Annotated in this window: 15 protein-coding genes; 9 read left to right on the top strand and 6 right to left on the bottom strand. The window is 38.1% G+C overall.

What is annotated here, in order from left to right; all coding sequences use genetic code 11:
- Nucleotides 1–147 precede the first annotated feature (147 nt).
- The 3 genes from Q0874_RS08635 to Q0874_RS08625 all read right to left on the bottom strand — a co-directional run bounded on the left by Q0874_RS08635 (nucleotide 148) and on the right by Q0874_RS08625 (nucleotide 4,102).
- Nucleotides 148–2,148, bottom strand: a complete 2,001-nt coding sequence (locus Q0874_RS08635; protein WP_299161937.1) for a cytochrome c biogenesis protein CcdA — start codon at nucleotides 2,146–2,148, stop codon at nucleotides 148–150.
- Entirely contained in the window at nucleotides 2,145–3,452 is a 1,308-nt protein-coding gene (gene tilS, locus Q0874_RS08630; RefSeq protein WP_299161935.1) for a tRNA lysidine(34) synthetase TilS, read from the bottom strand. Before tilS ends, Q0874_RS08635 begins: the two co-directional genes overlap by 4 nt.
- A gap of 116 nt (nucleotides 3,453–3,568) precedes the next feature.
- Complete coding sequence (locus Q0874_RS08625) at nucleotides 3,569–4,102, bottom strand: NADPH-dependent FMN reductase (protein ID WP_299161933.1); 534 nt, start codon at nucleotides 4,100–4,102, stop codon at nucleotides 3,569–3,571.
- Nucleotides 4,103–4,226: 124 nt separating this feature from the next.
- On the opposite strand from Q0874_RS08625, the gene Q0874_RS08620 reads away from it, so the two are divergent.
- Complete coding sequence (locus Q0874_RS08620) at nucleotides 4,227–5,411, top strand: acyltransferase family protein (protein WP_299161931.1); 1,185 nt, start codon at nucleotides 4,227–4,229, stop codon at nucleotides 5,409–5,411.
- Nucleotides 5,412–5,483: 72 nt separating this feature from the next.
- Here the strand turns inward: Q0874_RS08620 and lpdA are convergent, their stop codons facing one another.
- Both lpdA and Q0874_RS08610 read right to left on the bottom strand, forming a co-directional pair.
- Nucleotides 5,484–6,890: a dihydrolipoyl dehydrogenase gene (gene lpdA, locus Q0874_RS08615; protein WP_299161929.1), complete on the bottom strand. Its 1,407-nt coding sequence runs from the start codon at nucleotides 6,888–6,890 to the stop codon at nucleotides 5,484–5,486.
- A gap of 130 nt (nucleotides 6,891–7,020) precedes the next feature.
- Nucleotides 7,021–7,482 (bottom strand): Lrp/AsnC family transcriptional regulator, encoded by a 462-nt coding sequence (locus tag Q0874_RS08610; RefSeq protein WP_299161927.1) that lies wholly within the window; start codon nucleotides 7,480–7,482, stop codon nucleotides 7,021–7,023.
- Nucleotides 7,483–7,635: 153 nt separating this feature from the next.
- Here Q0874_RS08610 and Q0874_RS08605 point away from each other — a divergent pair, with 153 nt between their 5' ends.
- From Q0874_RS08605 to ribB, 8 genes are all read left to right on the top strand, one after another.
- A complete protein-coding gene (locus Q0874_RS08605) occupies nucleotides 7,636–8,862 on the top strand; it encodes an aminotransferase class I/II-fold pyridoxal phosphate-dependent enzyme (protein WP_299161925.1) in 1,227 nt (408 codons plus the stop codon).
- A gap of 65 nt (nucleotides 8,863–8,927) precedes the next feature.
- Nucleotides 8,928–10,406, top strand: coding sequence for a Na+/H+ antiporter NhaC (gene nhaC, locus Q0874_RS08600; RefSeq protein ID WP_299161923.1), 1,479 nt, complete (start codon nucleotides 8,928–8,930; stop codon nucleotides 10,404–10,406).
- Between the two features lie 116 nt (nucleotides 10,407–10,522).
- Nucleotides 10,523–11,029, top strand: a complete 507-nt coding sequence (gene tpx / locus Q0874_RS08595; protein ID WP_299161921.1) for a thiol peroxidase — start codon at nucleotides 10,523–10,525, stop codon at nucleotides 11,027–11,029.
- Nucleotides 11,022–11,387: a diacylglycerol kinase gene (locus tag Q0874_RS08590; RefSeq protein ID WP_299161919.1), complete on the top strand. Its 366-nt coding sequence runs from the start codon at nucleotides 11,022–11,024 to the stop codon at nucleotides 11,385–11,387. The genes tpx and Q0874_RS08590 overlap by 8 nt, the downstream gene beginning before the upstream one ends.
- Before the next feature lie 63 nt (nucleotides 11,388–11,450).
- Nucleotides 11,451–13,808, top strand: coding sequence for a DNA translocase FtsK (locus Q0874_RS08585; RefSeq protein ID WP_299161916.1), 2,358 nt, complete (start codon nucleotides 11,451–11,453; stop codon nucleotides 13,806–13,808).
- A 3-nt stretch (nucleotides 13,809–13,811) separates the two neighbouring features.
- Nucleotides 13,812–14,456 carry an outer membrane lipoprotein carrier protein LolA gene (locus Q0874_RS08580; protein WP_299161914.1) on the top strand — a complete coding sequence of 215 codons (645 nt, stop codon included), beginning with the start codon at nucleotides 13,812–13,814 and terminating at the stop codon, nucleotides 14,454–14,456.
- Nucleotides 14,457–14,481: 25 nt separating this feature from the next.
- Complete coding sequence (locus tag Q0874_RS08575; protein ID WP_299163224.1) at nucleotides 14,482–16,008, top strand: LptF/LptG family permease; 1,527 nt, start codon at nucleotides 14,482–14,484, stop codon at nucleotides 16,006–16,008.
- A gap of 8 nt (nucleotides 16,009–16,016) precedes the next feature.
- Nucleotides 16,017–17,147 (top strand): 3,4-dihydroxy-2-butanone-4-phosphate synthase, encoded by a 1,131-nt coding sequence (ribB, locus tag Q0874_RS08570; protein ID WP_299161912.1) that lies wholly within the window; start codon nucleotides 16,017–16,019, stop codon nucleotides 17,145–17,147.
- 7 nt (nucleotides 17,148–17,154) lie between these two features.
- Here ribB and Q0874_RS08565 read toward each other — a convergent pair whose 3' ends face one another.
- Entirely contained in the window at nucleotides 17,155–18,348 is a 1,194-nt protein-coding gene (locus Q0874_RS08565) for a DegT/DnrJ/EryC1/StrS aminotransferase family protein (protein WP_299161909.1), read from the bottom strand.
- Nucleotides 18,349–18,392: the final 44 nt, after the last annotated feature.

Here is an 18,392-nt window from a genome sequence, read left to right as displayed (position 1 = left end):
CTTTGATGTTAAAGATAAAAAAATAGGCAGCTACTTAAATTATTCTAATCTTTTTTTTGATCCGTTTGTTATAAATACGTTCACAGACTTTAAAAAACGCGATTTGGATATTGAGTGATAATCTCAGTAGCGAAGCGTATAAAAGTCCTATGGTAATGCGCTTGTCAATTCGCCTTTATTAAGCTCATCAAAGTTTTTAAGCCCAAGTTGTAACCAATTTCTATAGGTTTCACTATCCGCATTTTGAATTGAAGAATTTAGGACCTCCAGATCAGGTGATAACAACACATAATAGGGCTGAGATGCCGCCCCGAAGTTCAATGTTTGAAAAGTACCCCATTTCTCGCCAATAGATTCAATATTTTTCACCCTTCCTGAATCAAACTTATAATCAAATCTTTCGTTTTCGGGGAGTAATTTCCTGTCGTCTATATATAGGGAGATCAGTACATAATCCTCATTAAGTATCTCGTAAATATCAGGCTCACTCCAGACGTTTTCTTCCATTTTTCGACAATTAACGCAGGCCCATCCGGTAAAATCAAGTAAGATAGGTTTACTTTCTTTTTTGGCATATGCCAACCCTTCTTCAAAATCTTTAAAACAATTAAGTCCAAGCGGGCAATTATTTTCTTTTTCCACAACGGAATAAAAATCCGGAGGTGGAAACCCACTTAATAATTTAAGGCTGGTAATATTAAAAACACCTAAAACCAAATAAATGGTAAAAGCAGCAGTTAAAATGCCAAATCCTATCCTGGTTTTAGATAACTTTTGTTTTGGCCCTTCATGTGCAAATCTGATAACTCCAAATAAGTATAACACCAAGAGAACAAAAAGAAGAATCCAGATCCCCAGGAAAATTTCTCTTTTAAATAAACCCCAATTGCCAACAAGGTCTGCATTAGATAAAAACTTAAAAGCCAGTGCCAATTCTAGAAACCCAAGAAATACCTTAACGGTATTCATCCAGCCCCCGGACTTAGGCAAGGTGTTTAGCCATGTCGGAAACATAGCAAATAAGGCAAAGGGTAATGCAAGAGCAACTCCAAATCCCAGCATACCCGCAGACAGATTGTATGCGACATCACCTTCAGCCAAAGTAGTGCTTCCTAAAAGACCTCCTAAAATTGGCCCGGTACAGGAAAAAGATACTATGGCCAGTGTTAATGCCATAAAAAATATTCCTAACCCTCCTCCTACCTTGGAAGATGCGCTATCCATTTTAGTGGACCATGAACTGGGTAATGTTAATTCATAATACCCGAAAAAAGAGAATGCAAAAAATACAAAAACAACAAAAAAGGCAATGTTGAGCCATATATTGGTAGCTATTGTATTAAGAATCTGCGGATCTACCGAATCAAATAAATGAAAGGGCAGGCTAAGTAAGAAATAGATTAAGACAATATAAAAACCGTATAAAGAGGCCTGAAAAATACCGGCAGATTTCTTCTTAGAATGTTTGGTGAAATAAGAAACTGTAAGTGGGATCATTGGAAATACACAGGGAGTCAGCAATGCAATCAGGCCTCCTAAAAATCCAAGACCAAATATCATCCACAGACCAGAGCCTTTATTAAGGCTGGCACTATTATTTCCTTTAAGCTTTTCTTTATTTTTTAAGTTGAGCTTTAAAGCAGAACTAAGGGCCAGGTCTTTGTCGTCAAGTATTGCTTCTTCAATAACTACATTCCCGCCGCTCAGGGATATCCTAAAAGTATGCTCTTTTGGAATACATACTTCCTTACATACCTGATAGAAAAGCTCCACATCTATTTGGGATACCGCCGTATTGAGCATCCTGATTCTTTGCGTAAAGACTGCTTCATCTAAAAAGAATGTCTCGTTTACTTCAAAAATATCACTGTATTCTGTAGTTGTTTCACTCTCCTTGGCCGTGCCTACCAATTCATAATCTTCACCACTCTTCAGAAAAGTGAATTCACTGGGTAAAGAACCATTTTCATCTGTAAACTGAGAAAAAATATGCCAGCCGTCAGCGATTTTTCCTTTAAAGATTAATTCATAATCATTTTCCGCTAGTTTATTAACTTCATGCGACCAAACTACAGGATCTTCTTCGTTCTGACTAAAGCCTGCAACAGCAAAGGTTATAAAAACAATAAATGCTAAAACTATTCTCATTCCGTAATGGTAAATCTTAAAATATTTTTTGTTTTGGGTGTTACTTTAAAACGATCATCCCCTCTTCTGCCTATAATCCATACTATCGCATCACCTGAGCACAAAAGCCATTGTTTTTCTTTGGAGATCAGATCCAATTTTTCGTCTTTATAAAACTTTGAGACCTTTTTTGTGCCGTTCATCCCGAAGGGGTAAAAGTAATCTCCTTTTTCCCATTTTCTGATGCTAAGCTTATGGTTTAACGTTTCTTTATCAACATATAGTATCCTTTTAGACTGCTCACCCATTGCTTTGACCTCATCAATTTTCATATTTATGGGTTTGGTAATAGTCCCTGAAACCGCATCGATTTTAAATTTTTCAACTGTTGAAGGGTGCAGCGGCTGTAATAGCAGATACTGCCTGTCTTTTAGCAGTCTGTGTGTTTGAGAATAAATTTCCTTTCCGCTTGTAGCTGTCAGAAGCCCTACTACATCGTTCCATTCTTTAAAACCATATTGATGAAATAACTCATACATATAGACCTTTATCGGATCTAATTTTAAAAGAGAATTTATGGGGATTCTAATTAAATCATCCTCTTGCTGAAAAAGCTCCTGTTTAATTTCCGCAAGGTAATTCTCAAGAAGAGCCGCACTGCCTTCCAGGTTTGCTCTTGTGGCTTCATAATTCCCAAGAAAGCCGGGGTGCAATTCCCTTAATCTGGGAATAACATCTTCTCTGATTTTATTTCTGAGGTATTTTTTATCAAGGTTGCTGTGGTCTTCACGCCAACTTATATTCTTAATTTCAGCAAATTGCATGATTTGTGCCCTGGAAAAAATCAAAAGTGGCCGGCTTATATTCGAAGTTTTGGCGGGGATACCTGTAAGCCCTTTGATACCCGTACCTCTGGACAAGTTAATAATAAAAGTCTCTAAATTATCATCTACATGATGTGCCGTAACCAGGGTTTTTATCTTGTTCTTTTTCATTAATTCTTCAAACCAGCGGTACCTCAATTCCCTTGCTGCCATTTGAAGTGAAACTTTATTTATATTTACATAACTATCTGTATCAAAATCTTTTATATATATTTTTTTTCCGAGTTTTCTGGCTAAATCTTCTACAAAAAAGGCATCCATGTCACTTTCATAGCCACGCAATTGAAAATTACAGTGAACAATGGAGAAGTCCATTTTATTTAAGGAACAAAGATGGGCTAATACCACACTGTCGACACCCCCGCTACAAGCAACTAAAAAGTGGTTTTCAAGGAGTTCCGGAAAATTTACTGCAATATGTTCTTTAAACTGGTTTATCACCTTACAAAATTAATCAAAGTTGCAAGGGCAACCAATCTTTTCACCATATCTATAAAAGATCATTTGCAAAAGCATGGATATAGTTAATCTGAAAAGATAAGTTATCTGTAAAGCCTTTAGACTTTGGATAAAAATTGGGCCAGGGCCATTTTATGCTTTTCTGCAAGCGCACTATCGGTGATGCCCTTCTCCGGGTCAAAATTTTCGTAAAAAGAGGGTAAAGAAAAGGTTGTGCTGATATTTGCACCAAATCTTGGTAATAATTTTTCGATAGTTTCCAAAGATCCAATTGCGCCACGCTTACCAGGGGAGGTTGACATAAGCAGCACTTCGGTATCTTCCAAAAATTTTTTTTCCAGGCGCGACAACCAATCCAAAACATTTTTAAAATATGCAGAAGGGTTACTGTTGTGTTCATTAACAGAAATAATTATCCCATTGGCTTCCATAATATAGTTGCGCAATTCTACCAGTGAATTAGAAAAACCCATTTCCCGCTCATTATCTTCACTATACAAAGGGAATGGATAATTAGCCATATTTAAAAGTTGTACTTGTTTGTCGCCAATTAAACCTACGGTATATTGCACCAATTTGAAGTTAATTGAGGTTGAGGAGTTGCTTCCGGCAAACGCTAATATTGTTGACATAAGTGAATTTTTAAAGTTGACGAAAATACCTCAAATAAGGCTGAATTGCGAGTAATTTAGCTAATTTTGCATTTTTAAACATCCAAACGCGCTGTTAAACAAGTATATAGGGTAGTTGTTAGGTATGAGAAGTAAAACTGCAAGACTGTTTTTTATAGATGCCATGAGAGCCTGGGCAATCCTTATGATGCTACAAGGGCATTTTGTGGATGGACTGCTGGAAAATTCATTCAGGGATCCTGATAGTATAATATTTAGCATTTGGAGCTATTTCAGGGGTATCACAGCTCCTGTGTTTTTTACAGTTTCCGGATTTATTTTTACCTATCTGTTAATTCGTGTACCAGAGAAAGGATTTGACAATCCAAGAATAAAAAAGGGAATTAAACGCGGTATTCAACTATTGTTTATTGGGTATCTTCTCCGTTTGAATATCTTAGGATTATTCAAGGGCGAATTGTATACTTCCTTCTTCCTTGTTGATGTCTTGCATATTATAGGCTTATCAATCCTGGGTATTATTGGTTTGTATTTGTTTAGCAGTAAACTAAAAAATTATGTCTTCCCTTTATTATTGCTTAGTATAAGCTGTTTGCTTTTTAGTTTTGAACCAATATATTCCAAATGGACCTTTCAGATACTGCCGGATGCTTTGGCTAATTATTTTACCAGAACAAATGGGTCTGTATTTACTATAATACCATGGTTTGGATATACTGCTATTGGAGGCTTTTTCTCTTATCTGTTTACTCAATATAAAAATTCTCAATCTCTTTATCCTGCAGCTATTTCTATTGCGGCACTTACAGGTATATTGCTAATCTTTTATTCATCAGATCTGTTTTTAGCAGTCTCATCAATAACCGGGATACAGCTGTTTGAAGCTATTTCCGCAAATAATTACCTTTTTATCAGATTGGGAGACGTACTTATTGCCTTTGCTGTCTTTATGCTATTGCGTCAGTTCATTACAAGCAGGACTGTGTTAAAAATAGGTCAGAACACATTATCCATCTATATTATTCATTTTGTTATTCTGTATGGAAGTTTTACCGGACTTGGATTATATCGATTCTTTTACCAGGCCTTGTCGCCCGCCTTATTGATTCCCGCAGCCATAGCTTTTATGTTTGTATGCTCCTTTCTGGCTTTGTTTTATACCAGGAATGAAGACCAAATTAAACAAGGTATAAGTGCCGGGCTTATAGATCTCAGAAGTAAGCTGGAGCCATGGGTAAATTATACGCAAAGGATATTAAAAATAAGTATTTACAGGATACTTAGAAGCATTGGATTGGTAAAGAGCTAAAAATGACTGCCAACAATTCCAGGTCATATTAAATTTAGTAAACCTTAAACTTCTCAGAAATAATTCAACTCATTAAATATGCAAAGCTCTGTCATCCGTAGCGGCCAGAGCAGCTTCTTTTACTGCTTCGGCATAGGTTGGATGTGCATGACTCATCCGCGAAATATCCTCGGCTGAAGCTCTGAATTCCATAGCAGTGACTGCCTCGGCAATCAGATCGGCACATCGGGCACCTATCATGTGTACTCCAAGGACTTCATCTGTTTTCTTATCTGCAAGAATTTTTACAAAACCATCGATATCCATACTAGCTCTGGATCTTCCTAAAGCGCGCATTGGAAATTGGCCTGATTTATATTCCACACCGGCTTCTTTTAATTCTTCTTCAGTTTTTCCAACTGATGCTACTTCCGGCCAGGTATAGACAACGCCGGGAATTAAATTATAATCAATATGCGGCTTTTGACCGGCAATAATCTCAGCGACCATAGTACCCTCCTCTTCGGCTTTATGCGCTAGCATTGCACCTTTAACTACGTCACCAATGGCGTATATATTAGGAATATTGGTCTGTAAATTGTTGTTCACTGCTACCCTGCCCATATCATCCAATTGAACACCTGCGGCTTCGGCATTTAAACCATCGGTATAGGGCCTTCTACCCACTGATACCAGGCAATAATCGCCTTTTAAAATCACTTCGACTCCCTTTTTGTCATCGGCTTTAATGATTACTTCATTCTTCTTGCGCTCAACCGACTTCACCTTATGTGAAAGCAGAAATTTTACTTTTTGTTTTTTCAGGACTTTTAAAAGCTCTTTGGAAAGTGCTGCATCCATTGTGGGAATAATTCTATCCATATACTCGACAACGGTAACTTCAGAGCCCAATCGCTTATACACCTGACCCAATTCTAACCCAATCACACCACCGCCAATAATGATCATGTGTGCAGGTATTTCCTTTAATTTTAAGGCCTCTGTAGAAGTGATTACACGTTCTTTGTCCAGTTTGATAAATGGCAGCGTTGAAGGTTTAGAGCCTGTTGCAATAATTATATTTTTGGCTTCTATAGTCTGCGGCTGTCCTTTTGATGGTTCTATTGTGATGTGGGTGTTGTCCTTAAAACTTCCTTTGCCCTCAAAAACATCAATTTTATTTTTATCCATCAAAAACTGAATCCCCTTGGTAGTTTGATCTACTACTGCTTGCTTACGCGCAATCATCTTTTCAAGGTTTATTTTTATTTCTCCGGGGATTTCTATGCCGTGATCTTCAAAATGTTTTATCGCTTCTTCATAATGATGACTGGAATCTAACAGCGCTTTGGAAGGAATACAACCCACATTAAGACAGGTTCCTCCCAAAGTTGAATATTTCTCGATTATGGCAGTTTTCATGCCCAATTGTGCGCATCTGATAGCAGCAACATACCCACCTGGTCCAGAGCCTATAACGGCCACATCATATTGATTCATAGTCTTCTTTTTTTAAGTAAAAGATTGTTTTATAAAGGGATATTCAGATAATAAGATCACAAAAGTACAAATGTTTTTGTTTAGGACATAAGAGAAACAGAGCTTAAGAAAACCCAAACTGCAAGTTTAATTAAAAGTGTAAGGCGGTGCTGTATTTTACCTCATTAATCACAAAAGAACTCTGGGTGCTTCCAATATTTTTAATAGCCGTCAGCTTGGTCACCATAAACTCTCTGTAAGTTTCCATATCACTTACATTAACCTTAAGGATATAATCATAATCCCCGCTAATATGATAGCATTCCGAAACTTCTTCCAGCTGAACTACTTCCCGTTCGAACTGAAGCACATACTCTTTTATATGTTGTATCAATTTAACATGACAGAGTACCATAAAAGCCTTGTTTACCTTATTCTTATCAACCAAAGCCACATACCTGGTAATCACACCTGTTTTTTCCAACCGTTTTATCCGCTCATATACCGCAGTGGTTGAAAGTCCAAGTCGGTTTGCATATTCCTTGGTTGTCCTTTTACTATCCTCTTGAAGGAGTGCCAATACTTCCCTGTCTTTTGCGTCTATTTTAATCATGATTTATTTACATTAAAAACTACTTTATCTATATAAAAATAAACTTATAATCTATTTTATCACATAAATATAGTTTTATTTTCTATTATATTCAATTATTGTTGTTTTTCAATCTGTGTTTCAATAATTTTATACGACAAAACTTAAGCTGTTATGAAACATAATGCAACAGACAAAATTCAGGAATTGCACAATTTTGGCGAATTCGGGGGTGTAAATCCGTCTATATCCGACTCGTCCACTTATACTTTCCTATCCGCTAAAACTATGTTCGATACTTTTGAAGGGAATACTGAAGGTTGCTACTTATATAGCCGACACTCCTCCCCTTCCAATCTCTATTTGGGAGAAGCTCTTGCAGCTCTCGAAGGAACAGAAACGGCAAATGTCACCGCAAGTGGCATGGGAGCAATTACAGCCGTTATCCTGCAGTTATGTAATTCGTCAGACCATATTGTCAGTAGCAGGACTATTTATGGAGGCACTTATGCTTTTATGAAAAATTTTCTTAGAAAATTCAATATCGATACTTCATTTGTAGACATTACAAAAATTGAAATTGTAGAAAAGGCAATTACTGCGAATACCAAAATGATATTCTGTGAATCTATAAGCAACCCTTTATTGGAAGTAGCTGATATAAAAGCGTTGTCTAAATTGGCCAAAAAGTATAATATTCCTCTGGTTGTAGACAATACTTTTTCACCCTTATCTATTGCTCCGGGAAAATTAGGGGCGGAGATAGTGATCCATAGCCTGACTAAATTTATAAATGGAACCAGCGATAGTGTTGCAGGGGCGGTTTGCGGGACAAAGGAGTTTTGCCTCAGCCTAAAGGATGTACATGATGGAGCCGGGATGCTTCTCGGCAGTACTCTTGATAGCCTCCGGGCATCTTTTATTCTAAAAAATATGAGAACGCTTCATATCAGAATGAAAAAACATAGCGAAAATGCGCTATACCTGGCCAAAAATTTTGAGAAAGACGGGCTTAGGGTGGTCTATCCGGGTCTTAAATCACATCCCGGGTACCATACTATGAAAAAGCAGATGGTTTCCGAATATGGGTATGGGGGTATTATGACCATAGATGTAGGTAGCCTTGAAAATGCAAATAGCCTGATGGAGTTAATGCAAAAGAAAAACCTTGGTTATTTGGCCGTTAGTCTTGGATTCTATAAAACGCTGTTTAGTGCACCTGGCACATCCACTTCATCGGAAATCCCCTTGGAAGAGCAAAAAGATATGGGCTTATCTGATGGACTTATCCGCTTTTCTATTGGCTTGGATAATGATATTAAGAGAACATATAAATTAATGAAGGAATGCATGCAAAGTTTGCACATCCTCGATCATAAAGTCGCATCTCCTGTTGCATAGATGATTTAGGGGTTTGCAGAACAGCGGCCAAAGTTGTAATATTACGAATCAACTAACCCAACCATATGGCCGATAAAAAATCCAATAAATACAGACAACAGGAACATATAGTTGAAAACCGGGAACTAAATATTTGGGAGGCATTAATCCCTGTTATTGCCCTTGTAGGAATGCTTGCCTACAACGTCTATGTTTTTGGAGACGATGCTATTGGTGGTTCTAATCAGTTTATTTTGTTAATGGGTGGTGCCGTAGCCGCTATTGTTGGTTTTTTTAATAAGGCTACCTATAAACAGATGTTGGCAGAAGTGGCCGAAAATGTGAAGTCCACTACCGGTGCTTTATTAATACTCCTGATGGTTGGGGCCCTGGCAGGAACCTGGATGATAAGTGGGATTATCCCGGCAATGATCTATTATGGCCTTCAAATTCTTAACCCTACTATATTTCTTGCGGCCAGTTTAATTATTTGTGCCATAATTTCAATTGCGACAGGCAGCAGCTGGACTACCTCGGCTACCGTTGGTATTGCCCTTATAGGAATTGGGGATGCCCTGGGCATTCCTATGGGTATGACAGCAGGTGCCGCGCTTTCGGGAGCTTATTTTGGTGATAAGATGTCACCCCTGAGTGATACCACAAATCTTGCCCCTGCCATGGCTGGTGGCGATTTATTCGGACACATCAGATATATGACCTATACCACCATTCCAACAATAACCATTACCTTATTGGTATTTATAATTATAGGCCTGAATCTCGAAACGACTGGCATAGCTGACACAGAAAGTATTCTGAAATCTATTGATTCAACCTTCACTATAAACGGCTGGTTGTTTCTGGTTCCATTAGCGGTGATTCTTATGATTATAAAAAAAGCACCTCCACTTGTCGCCTTGCTTATTGGCACTTTACTGGGTGGAATTTTCGCTTTGTGGTTTCAACCCGATATCGTTGCAGGAATTACAGGTGCCAAAGAATTAAATTTTGAATCTGGGTATAAAGGAATATTGAATGCGATTACAATTAAAACCTCCGTAGCAACAGATAACCCGGCACTTAACGATTTATTTTCTGCAAAAGGTATGTCGGGGATGTTAGGTACCATATGGCTTATTGTATGTGCCATGGTATTTGGCGGTATTATGGATGGAATAGGCGCGTTATCAAGAATTACTAAGTCCTTACTTGGGCTGGCCAAGACAACATTTGGGCTTTTTGCAAGTACAGTAGGAAGCTGTCTTGCACTTAACGTTACGGCATCTGATCAGTATCTTGCCATTGTAGTTCCGGGAAAAATGTTTGCCAAGGCATATGAAGACCGGGGGTTAGCCCCTGAAAATCTAAGCAGGACTCTGGAAGACTCCGGAACGGTGACCTCCGTGCTTATCCCCTGGAATACATGCGGAGCATATCATAGCGGAGTATTAGGTGTAGGTGTTGCAGATTATTTCTTCTTTGCTATTTTCAATTGGTTAAGTCCAATTACCACACTTTTCTTCGCTGCCTTGGGAATAAAAATTAAGCATTTGGCCTCCGCATAGGCTTCCTGAATAAGTAAACCTGATTTATAATTGAATGATGTTTAACTTTTCCATCTTTCACCTATCATTTCAATCATTTATTTTTTAATTTCACACAGAATTTTAAAAATTATAAAATGGCTACTGTAACACTTAAGGGAAATGCAATACATACATCAGGAAATCTTCCGGAGATTGGGACCACTGCCCCAGACTTCACTTTAGCAAAAAGCGACTTGTCAGATAGTAAGCTGTCTGATTACAAAGGAAAGAAAGTAGTAATGAATATATTTCACAGCATAGACACCGGAACCTGTGCCAATTCTGTTCGTCAGTTCAATTTAGAGGCTGCGGAGTTAGATAATACGATAGTTTTATGCATTTCAAGAGATTTACCTTTTGCCATGAACAGGTTTTGTGGCGCTGAAGGAATTGATAATGTTGAAACACTATCTGACTTTAAAGATTGGAATTTTGGTAAATCCTATGGTCTGGAGTATATAGATGGTCCAATTCAGGGTTTACTTTCAAGAGCGATTGTAGTCTTGAATGAAGATGGCAAGATAATTTATACGGAGCAGGTACAGGAAACTGCAGACGAACCAAATTACAAAGCGGCTCTCGAAGCTTTAATGGATGCCTAGAGAAAATCTGATTGTTAACCGGATAAAGGGAATTGGGTATGCTTTTCGCGGAGCCTGGCTTTTAATCCGTACGGAGAGTAGTATTCAAATCCAGGTAGTCATTGCATTTATTATGACCCTTGTCGGGTTTTATTTTGAGATATCACAAACCGAATGGATTTTACAGATATTTGCAATTGCATTGGTGCTCGGTGTAGAAGGCCTGAATACTGCTATTGAAAAAATGTCAGATTATATACAACCTGAATTTGATGAGAAAATTGGGTTTATCAAAGACATATCTGCAGGAGCTGTTATGCTGGTTTCATTAGCAGCAACCATCATTGGATTTATCATCTATGTCCCAAAAATTATTTAGGACGATTGTAGATAGTCCTTCCTTCGTAAATTTGTATTTTTACCCCAAAGAATAGATTATTCAATGGCAAAGAAGAGAAAAAAAACAAGGCCCGCTTCTTCTAAAAAAGGTTTTTCTTTTAAGTTGTCCAAACAAAATAAAATTATCCTGGGAAGCCTTTTGGTACTTCTCAGCATTGCCCTCTTCTTTTCATTTACCTCCTTTTATTTCTCATGGCAGGCCGATCAAAGCCTTCTTACCGAATTTGCAGACAGGAATGAGCAGGCAAATAACTTATTGAATAAATTTGGAGCAAGCGTTAGCCACTTCTTTATGTATAGAGGATTTGGCGTGGCCTCTTTTATTTTTCCCGTTTTATTATGTATTACAGGCTTATACATGTTTTTAAGCCTTGATAAAAAAGGGTTGTTAAGCAAGTGGATTTGGGGATTGGTTTTTGTGATATGGCTCTCAATCGCGCTGGGGTTTTTCGCTTATGAACGCCCTTTATTGGGAGGCCTTGTAGGTTATGAAATGAATGATTTTTTACAGGATTATACAGGTAAAATTGGGGTTTTATTGCTTTTGGTATTTGGCCTTACCGTTATTCTGGTTCGCCTGTTTAAGTTCTCACCTGAAGGTATTGCAGCCTTTTTTAAGCGAAAGTCTAAATCTCTGGCTACAGAATTTCAAAATAGTAGTGGAGAAGAGATCCTAATGGATATTGATAAAGAACTCCCTATCGTCGTTGACACCTATACCCATAAGGAGGATATTCCCCCTTTAATTACAGAAGTGGACAACCCGGGAGATAATGATAGTACCTCAGGGATGCCTCCTAAGGAAGATTCCATAGAAATGGAAGTAGAGAAAATTACGGAAGAAAAAGAAGAAAAGGATATTCTCTCTGAAAAATTAGTTGCCGATTTTGGCGAATTTGATCCCACTTTGGAGCTAGCCAATTATAAGTTTCCACATCTGGACCTGCTTGATGCACATGGTGCGTCTGGAGGGATTACCATAAATCAGGAAGAGCTTGAGGAAAATAAAAATAAGATTGTTGAGACTTTAAAGAACTACAAGATTGGCATAGCGCAGATAAAGGCTACCATTGGGCCAACGGTTACTTTATATGAAATTGTTCCTGTTGCGGGGGTGCGTATTTCAAAAATAAAAAATTTAGAAGACGATATTGCCTTGTCTCTGGCAGCTTTGGGTATTCGAATTATAGCCCCAATACCGGGTAAAGGAACCATCGGTATTGAAGTTCCTAATAAAAATCCATCTGTTGTATCTATGCGCTCTGTCATAGCGTCCAGCAAGTTTCAAAAAGCTGAAATGGAATTGCCCATAGCTTTTGGCAAGACCATAAGCAACGAAACCTTTGTGGTAGATTTAGCAAAAATGCCTCACTTGCTAATGGCCGGCGCAACGGGTCAGGGTAAGTCTGTTGGTTTAAATGCGGTTCTGACTTCATTGCTTTATAAGAAGCATCCTGCAGAAGTAAAATTTATCCTCGTTGATCCGAAAAAGGTAGAACTTACCTTGTACAATAAAATTGAAAGGCATTATTTAGCAAAACTACCTGATTCTGAAGAGGCTATAATAACCGATAATACTAAAGTGATTCATACCTTAAACTCTTTGTGCATAGAAATGGACAACCGTTATGAAATGCTAAAGTTGGCCATGGTTAGAAATATTAAAGAATACAATGTAAAGTTCAAAGCCAGAAAGCTTAATCCAAACGACGGCCACAAATTTTTACCTTATATTGTATTGGTTATTGACGAATTTGCCGATCTAATAATGTCTGCCGGGAAAGAAGTAGAAACGCCGATTGCAAGGTTGGCACAGTTGGCAAGGGCAATAGGCATCCATTTGGTAATTGCAACACAAAGACCATCAGTAAATGTTATTACGGGTTTAATTAAGGCAAATTTTCCGGCCAGGCTTGCCTTCAGGGTAACTTCAAAAATAGATTCAAGGACTATTTTGGATACCCAGGGAGCTGATCAACTAATTGGACGGGGCGACATGCTTTTCACTCAAGGTAACGATATAACAAGGCTTCAATGTGCATTCGTGGACACACCGGAAGTGGCAAAGATTACAGAATTCATTGGTTCACAACGCGCCTACCCTGAAGCGCACCTATTACCGGAATATGTTGGGGATGATTCTGGCACAGGTATTGATTATGATATTTCTGACCGGGATGCCTTGTTCAGAGAGGCTGCAGAAGTAATTGTTAATGCACAGCAAGGCTCTGCATCGCTAATACAGCGCAAGTTAAAATTGGGTTACAACAGGGCCGGTAGAATAATAGACCAGTTAGAAGCAGCAGGTATTGTAGGGCCCTTTGAAGGAAGCAAAGCAAGGCAGGTATTGGTTTCCGATATTTACGCCTTGGATCAGTTATTAAGTAATGAAATAAAATAAAAAATGAAATATTCTATTCTTATCGTGGCATTCGTTTTTTCAGCCATTTATGCTCAGGCCCAATCTTCAGATAAAGCTAAGGCTCTTCTGGATGAAGTCTATAACAAGGTTATGAGTTATGATAATATTGCGGTAAATTTCAAGTTTGCTTTACACAATACTGAGGCAAATGTAGATCAGGAGACACGTGGAGACGTCACCCTGGAAGGCGAAAAGTACCTTTTTAATTATTTAGGTTCTCAACAGTTATATGATGGTGCTAAAGTATATACCATAGTCCCGGAAAATGAAGAAGTTACAATAGAGGATAAATCTGAAGAGGAAAATACGATAACACCTTCAAAAATGCTGACTTTTTATAAAAAAGGTCACAACTATGAATGGGATATATTACAGAATGTTCAGGGCAGAAAAATTCAGTTTGTCAAGCTTATCCCTATTGATACAAATTCTGAAATAACATCTATTCTGCTAGGCATCGATGTAGAAACCAAACATATATATAAACTCATTGAAACCGGTAAGAACGGCACAATCACTACGATTACTGTTAATTCTTTTAAAACTGATCAGCAATTATCAAAAACCTTATTTACTTTTGATGAAAACAAGTACAAAGAAGAAGGGTACTACATCATAAGAAACTAGACCATTGCGGATATTAGATAAGTACATTTTAAAACGATTTCTTTATAATTTTTTTAGTTCGTTCCTGATATTGATGTTTATCTTCGTATTTCAGACGATATGGCTATTCATTGATGATTTGGCCGGTAAAGGATTGGATATTATTATTATTGGTAAGTTTCTTTTTTACTTATTGCCAAACCTAACAGAAAAAGTACTGCCTCTTACGGTACTTCTGTCTTCTATATTAACTTTTGGAGCTTTTGCCGAGAATTATGAATTTGCCGCAATGAAGGCATCCGGGATTTCTCTGCAAAGGGCAATGTTGCCTCTAATAATTTTAGTGATATTTCTTGGTGGAGTAGCATTTTTCTTTGCGAATAGTGTAATTCCGGCTTCCGAACAAAAAATCTATAACCTAAGGCGAAATATTGCAAAAGTAAAACCAGCAGCTGTTATCGTAGAAGGCGTTTTTAGTGATGTTGAAGGGTTTAATATCAAAGTAGATGAAAAGTATGGTGAGAACGATAAATATCTGAAGGAGGTAGTCATTCATAAAAAGACAAATCTTGAAAAAAATAATACCGTTATTAAAGCCAAGACGGGCGAACTTAGAAGTAGCCAGGGATCTGATATCATACAATTGGTCCTAACTGATGGTCATTATTATGAGGAAATTGCGGTAAAAAGCGGTTCGGGAAAGGATAAATCTCCATTTGCACGGTCTAATTTTGAGACATATACCATAAATATTGAAATCCCCCAGAATGATCAGGATCTGGAAGAAGAACGTAATGTGCGAACCGATAAAATGAAAAATGTATCCAGACTCAATAAGGATATCGACTCATTACGGGAAAACAATGTGAAAATAGTTGCTGCTTTTTCTAAGAACATTACCAATAGAATGGGTGCATTTCTTCCTCTATCTCAGATTGATACGACACTAAAAACTACTAAAACTAAGGTTGATACGACACTAAAAACTACTGAATCTAAAATTATTTTGGATACCGTTTTAAAAAGTACAAAAAAGGAGGTGCTACCTATTCTTGTTCAGGAAAAAGATACTGTGCAAATAGACAATGTATTGGATCTTTACAGGGAAGACCGAAGAATTCATATTGTTAATGCAGCAAAGAATTCGATATCAAATATTTTAAATTCTGTGCTCGGTAAAAAAGAAGAATTACAACGGCGATATAAAATATATAATATGCACATATTGTCTTTACACAAAAAATTCGCCCTTGCCCTTTCCTGCATAATCCTGTTTTTTGTTGGTGCGCCACTTGGCGCTATTATTCGCAAAGGAGGGCTTGGTTTACCCATGGTTATAGCAATTGTGCTCTTTTTAACCTATTATTTTATCGGCGTTTTTGCCGGTAATTATGCAAAAGAGGGAAATATTCATCCCATATTTGGAGCATGGCTTTCTACGCTAATAATGTTACCTTTGGGCATATATTTGACCAAAAGAGCTACTGCTGACAGGGGACTAATGGATTTTGGCTATGTTATTGAAAAAATAAAAGATTTTTTTAAAAAGAAAATTAAAGTTACAGCATCATGATTGCAACTATGGAAGATAAAATCCAATTAAATACTATTGAAGAGGCCATTACAGACATACGAAATGGAAAGGTGATTATAGTAGTAGATGATGAAAATCGCGAGAATGAAGGCGATTTTATTGCCGCCGCTGAAGCAGTTACCCCTGAAATGATCAACTTCATGGCCAAGCACGGACGCGGACTTATTTGCGCGCCACTTACAGAACAACGCTGTGAGGAGTTGGATTTATCAATGATGGTAGAGAACAATACGGTCTTACATCATACTCAGTTTACAGTATCCGTAGATTTAATAGGACATGGTTGTACTACAGGAATTTCTGTTCAGGACAGAGCAAAAACAATAAAGGCCCTTGTAAATAATACCACCAAGCCACAGGATTTGGGTAGGCCAGGACACATCTTCCCTTTAAGAGCGAAGAATGGTGGAGTTCTGAGAAGAACAGGGCATACTGAGGCTGCTGTAGATTTTGCCCGATTAGCCGGATTTGAAGCTGCCGGGATCCTTGTAGAAATTCTGAATGAAGATGGTACAATGGCACGATTGCCGCATTTGGTAGAAGTCGCCCGTAAATTCGACCTTAAACTTGTTTCCATTGAAGACCTGGTTGCCTATAGAATGCGCCATGATAGCCTAATAGTTAAAAGAGAGGAATTTGAAGTGGAAACCCGTTTCGGACATTTTACTTTACACGCCTATCAGCAAACAACCAACGAACAGGTTCACCTCGCACTAACCAAAGGTAACTGGGAGCTGGACGATCCTGTGCTTACAAGGATAAACTCTACCTTGGTAAATAATGACATTCTGGGTACCCTTACGCATAATGCGGATAAGAAATTAGATGATATGTTTAAAGCGCTTAATGAAGCAGGTAAGGGAGCCATAGTATTTATAGATCAACAAAGCCAGTCCTATAATATTCTTAAACGTTTAAAAGGATTGCAGGAAAATCAAAAAAATGGAATTATTAAGGCTCCCAAAATTGAAATGGATACCCGCGATTTTGGAATTGGAGCGCAAATCCTCCATGATTTGAATATCACCAAAATGCGACTTATGACCAACAGTGACCAGGCAAAAAGAGTAGGTATTGTTGGTTATGGCCTGGAGATTGTAGATTATTCTCCCTATTAATTAAAGTTTATAATTCCTTTTTTATTATTGCGGCCATCAATTCAGCTCTTTTGGCTACTTCATCCTCATCCCATCCGAGTTTTATAAGACATGATATGGTTCTGCCCATCCAATGATCTGATTGTTTAAAATGTCCCTCAGGATAATCCGGAATTCCATCAAGGACTTCTCTTGCCACCGGAGCTAAAGATTTCATAGTTCTAAGATGATCCCATTTCTTATAATAGTGCCAATTGTTATTATACCAGTAAAAACAGGCATCCACACCCGCAGGACCAAATGCCGCATGTGTTTTCTGGGTGATGGTCTCCGAAGGAAGATAAAAATTCAGAAATGAATAATTCTCAACACCACCCTCCGGGACTCTTCGGAAGCTGACTCCTTCAATAGGCTCCAGGGCGTTTCTTAAAATTGAATAATTTCTCTTCTGAATTGCAAGAAAATCATCCAGACGCGCAATTTGAGCTAACCCAACAGCGGCATGAAGCTCAGAAATCCGGTAGTTATAACCCAGAAAAGGATGGCTTTCTGCTCCCCTGTCGTTTCCAACATGGTCATGCCCGTGATCTGAATAATGATCGGCATTTTTATAGTAAGTCTCATTGTTGGTAATCATAGCCCCACCTTCACCGCAAGTAATTGTTTTCACATAATCAAATGAAAAGCAACCCAGATCTCCAATACTTCCCAGGGGTTTTCCTTCATAGGTTCCTCCTATTGCCTGACAGGCATCTTCAAGCAATATAAGTTTATGTCTGTCACAAATTACTTTCAGGGCACCTAAATCGGCCATAGATCCACACATGTGAACCGGCATAACAACCTTGGTATTTGGGTTAATTGCTTTCTCAACAGCGGAGGGGTCCAGGGTAAGTGTATCATCAATATCAACCATGACAGGGATCGCTCCTAAAGCGAGAATAGATTCAAAACTGGCCACAAATGTGAAACTCGGGATGATGACTTCATCACCAGCTCCTATTCCTGCACTTGCCAGGGCAACAGTTAAAGCTGCCGTACCACTGCTTACCAGCTGTGCGTGCTTTGTTTGCATTCGTTTTGCCAGTTCCTTTTCAAGCTGCAAGGCTTTCCAATGGCCATTTCGCATACCGTCAAACCCGTAGCGCATGAGTACGCCCGAATCCAGTACATCCTTTACTTGATCTCTTTCTTTATCTCCAAATAGTTCAAAACCTGGCATAGCAGTATTTAATTTATTATGATATTGATTTATACTCGTTTATT

The sequence above is a fragment of the uncultured Eudoraea sp. genome (genome assembly GCF_947490415.1).
Lineage (GTDB): Bacteria > Bacteroidota > Bacteroidia > Flavobacteriales > Flavobacteriaceae > Eudoraea.
This window is presented reverse-complemented; position numbering and strand designations above follow the sequence as displayed.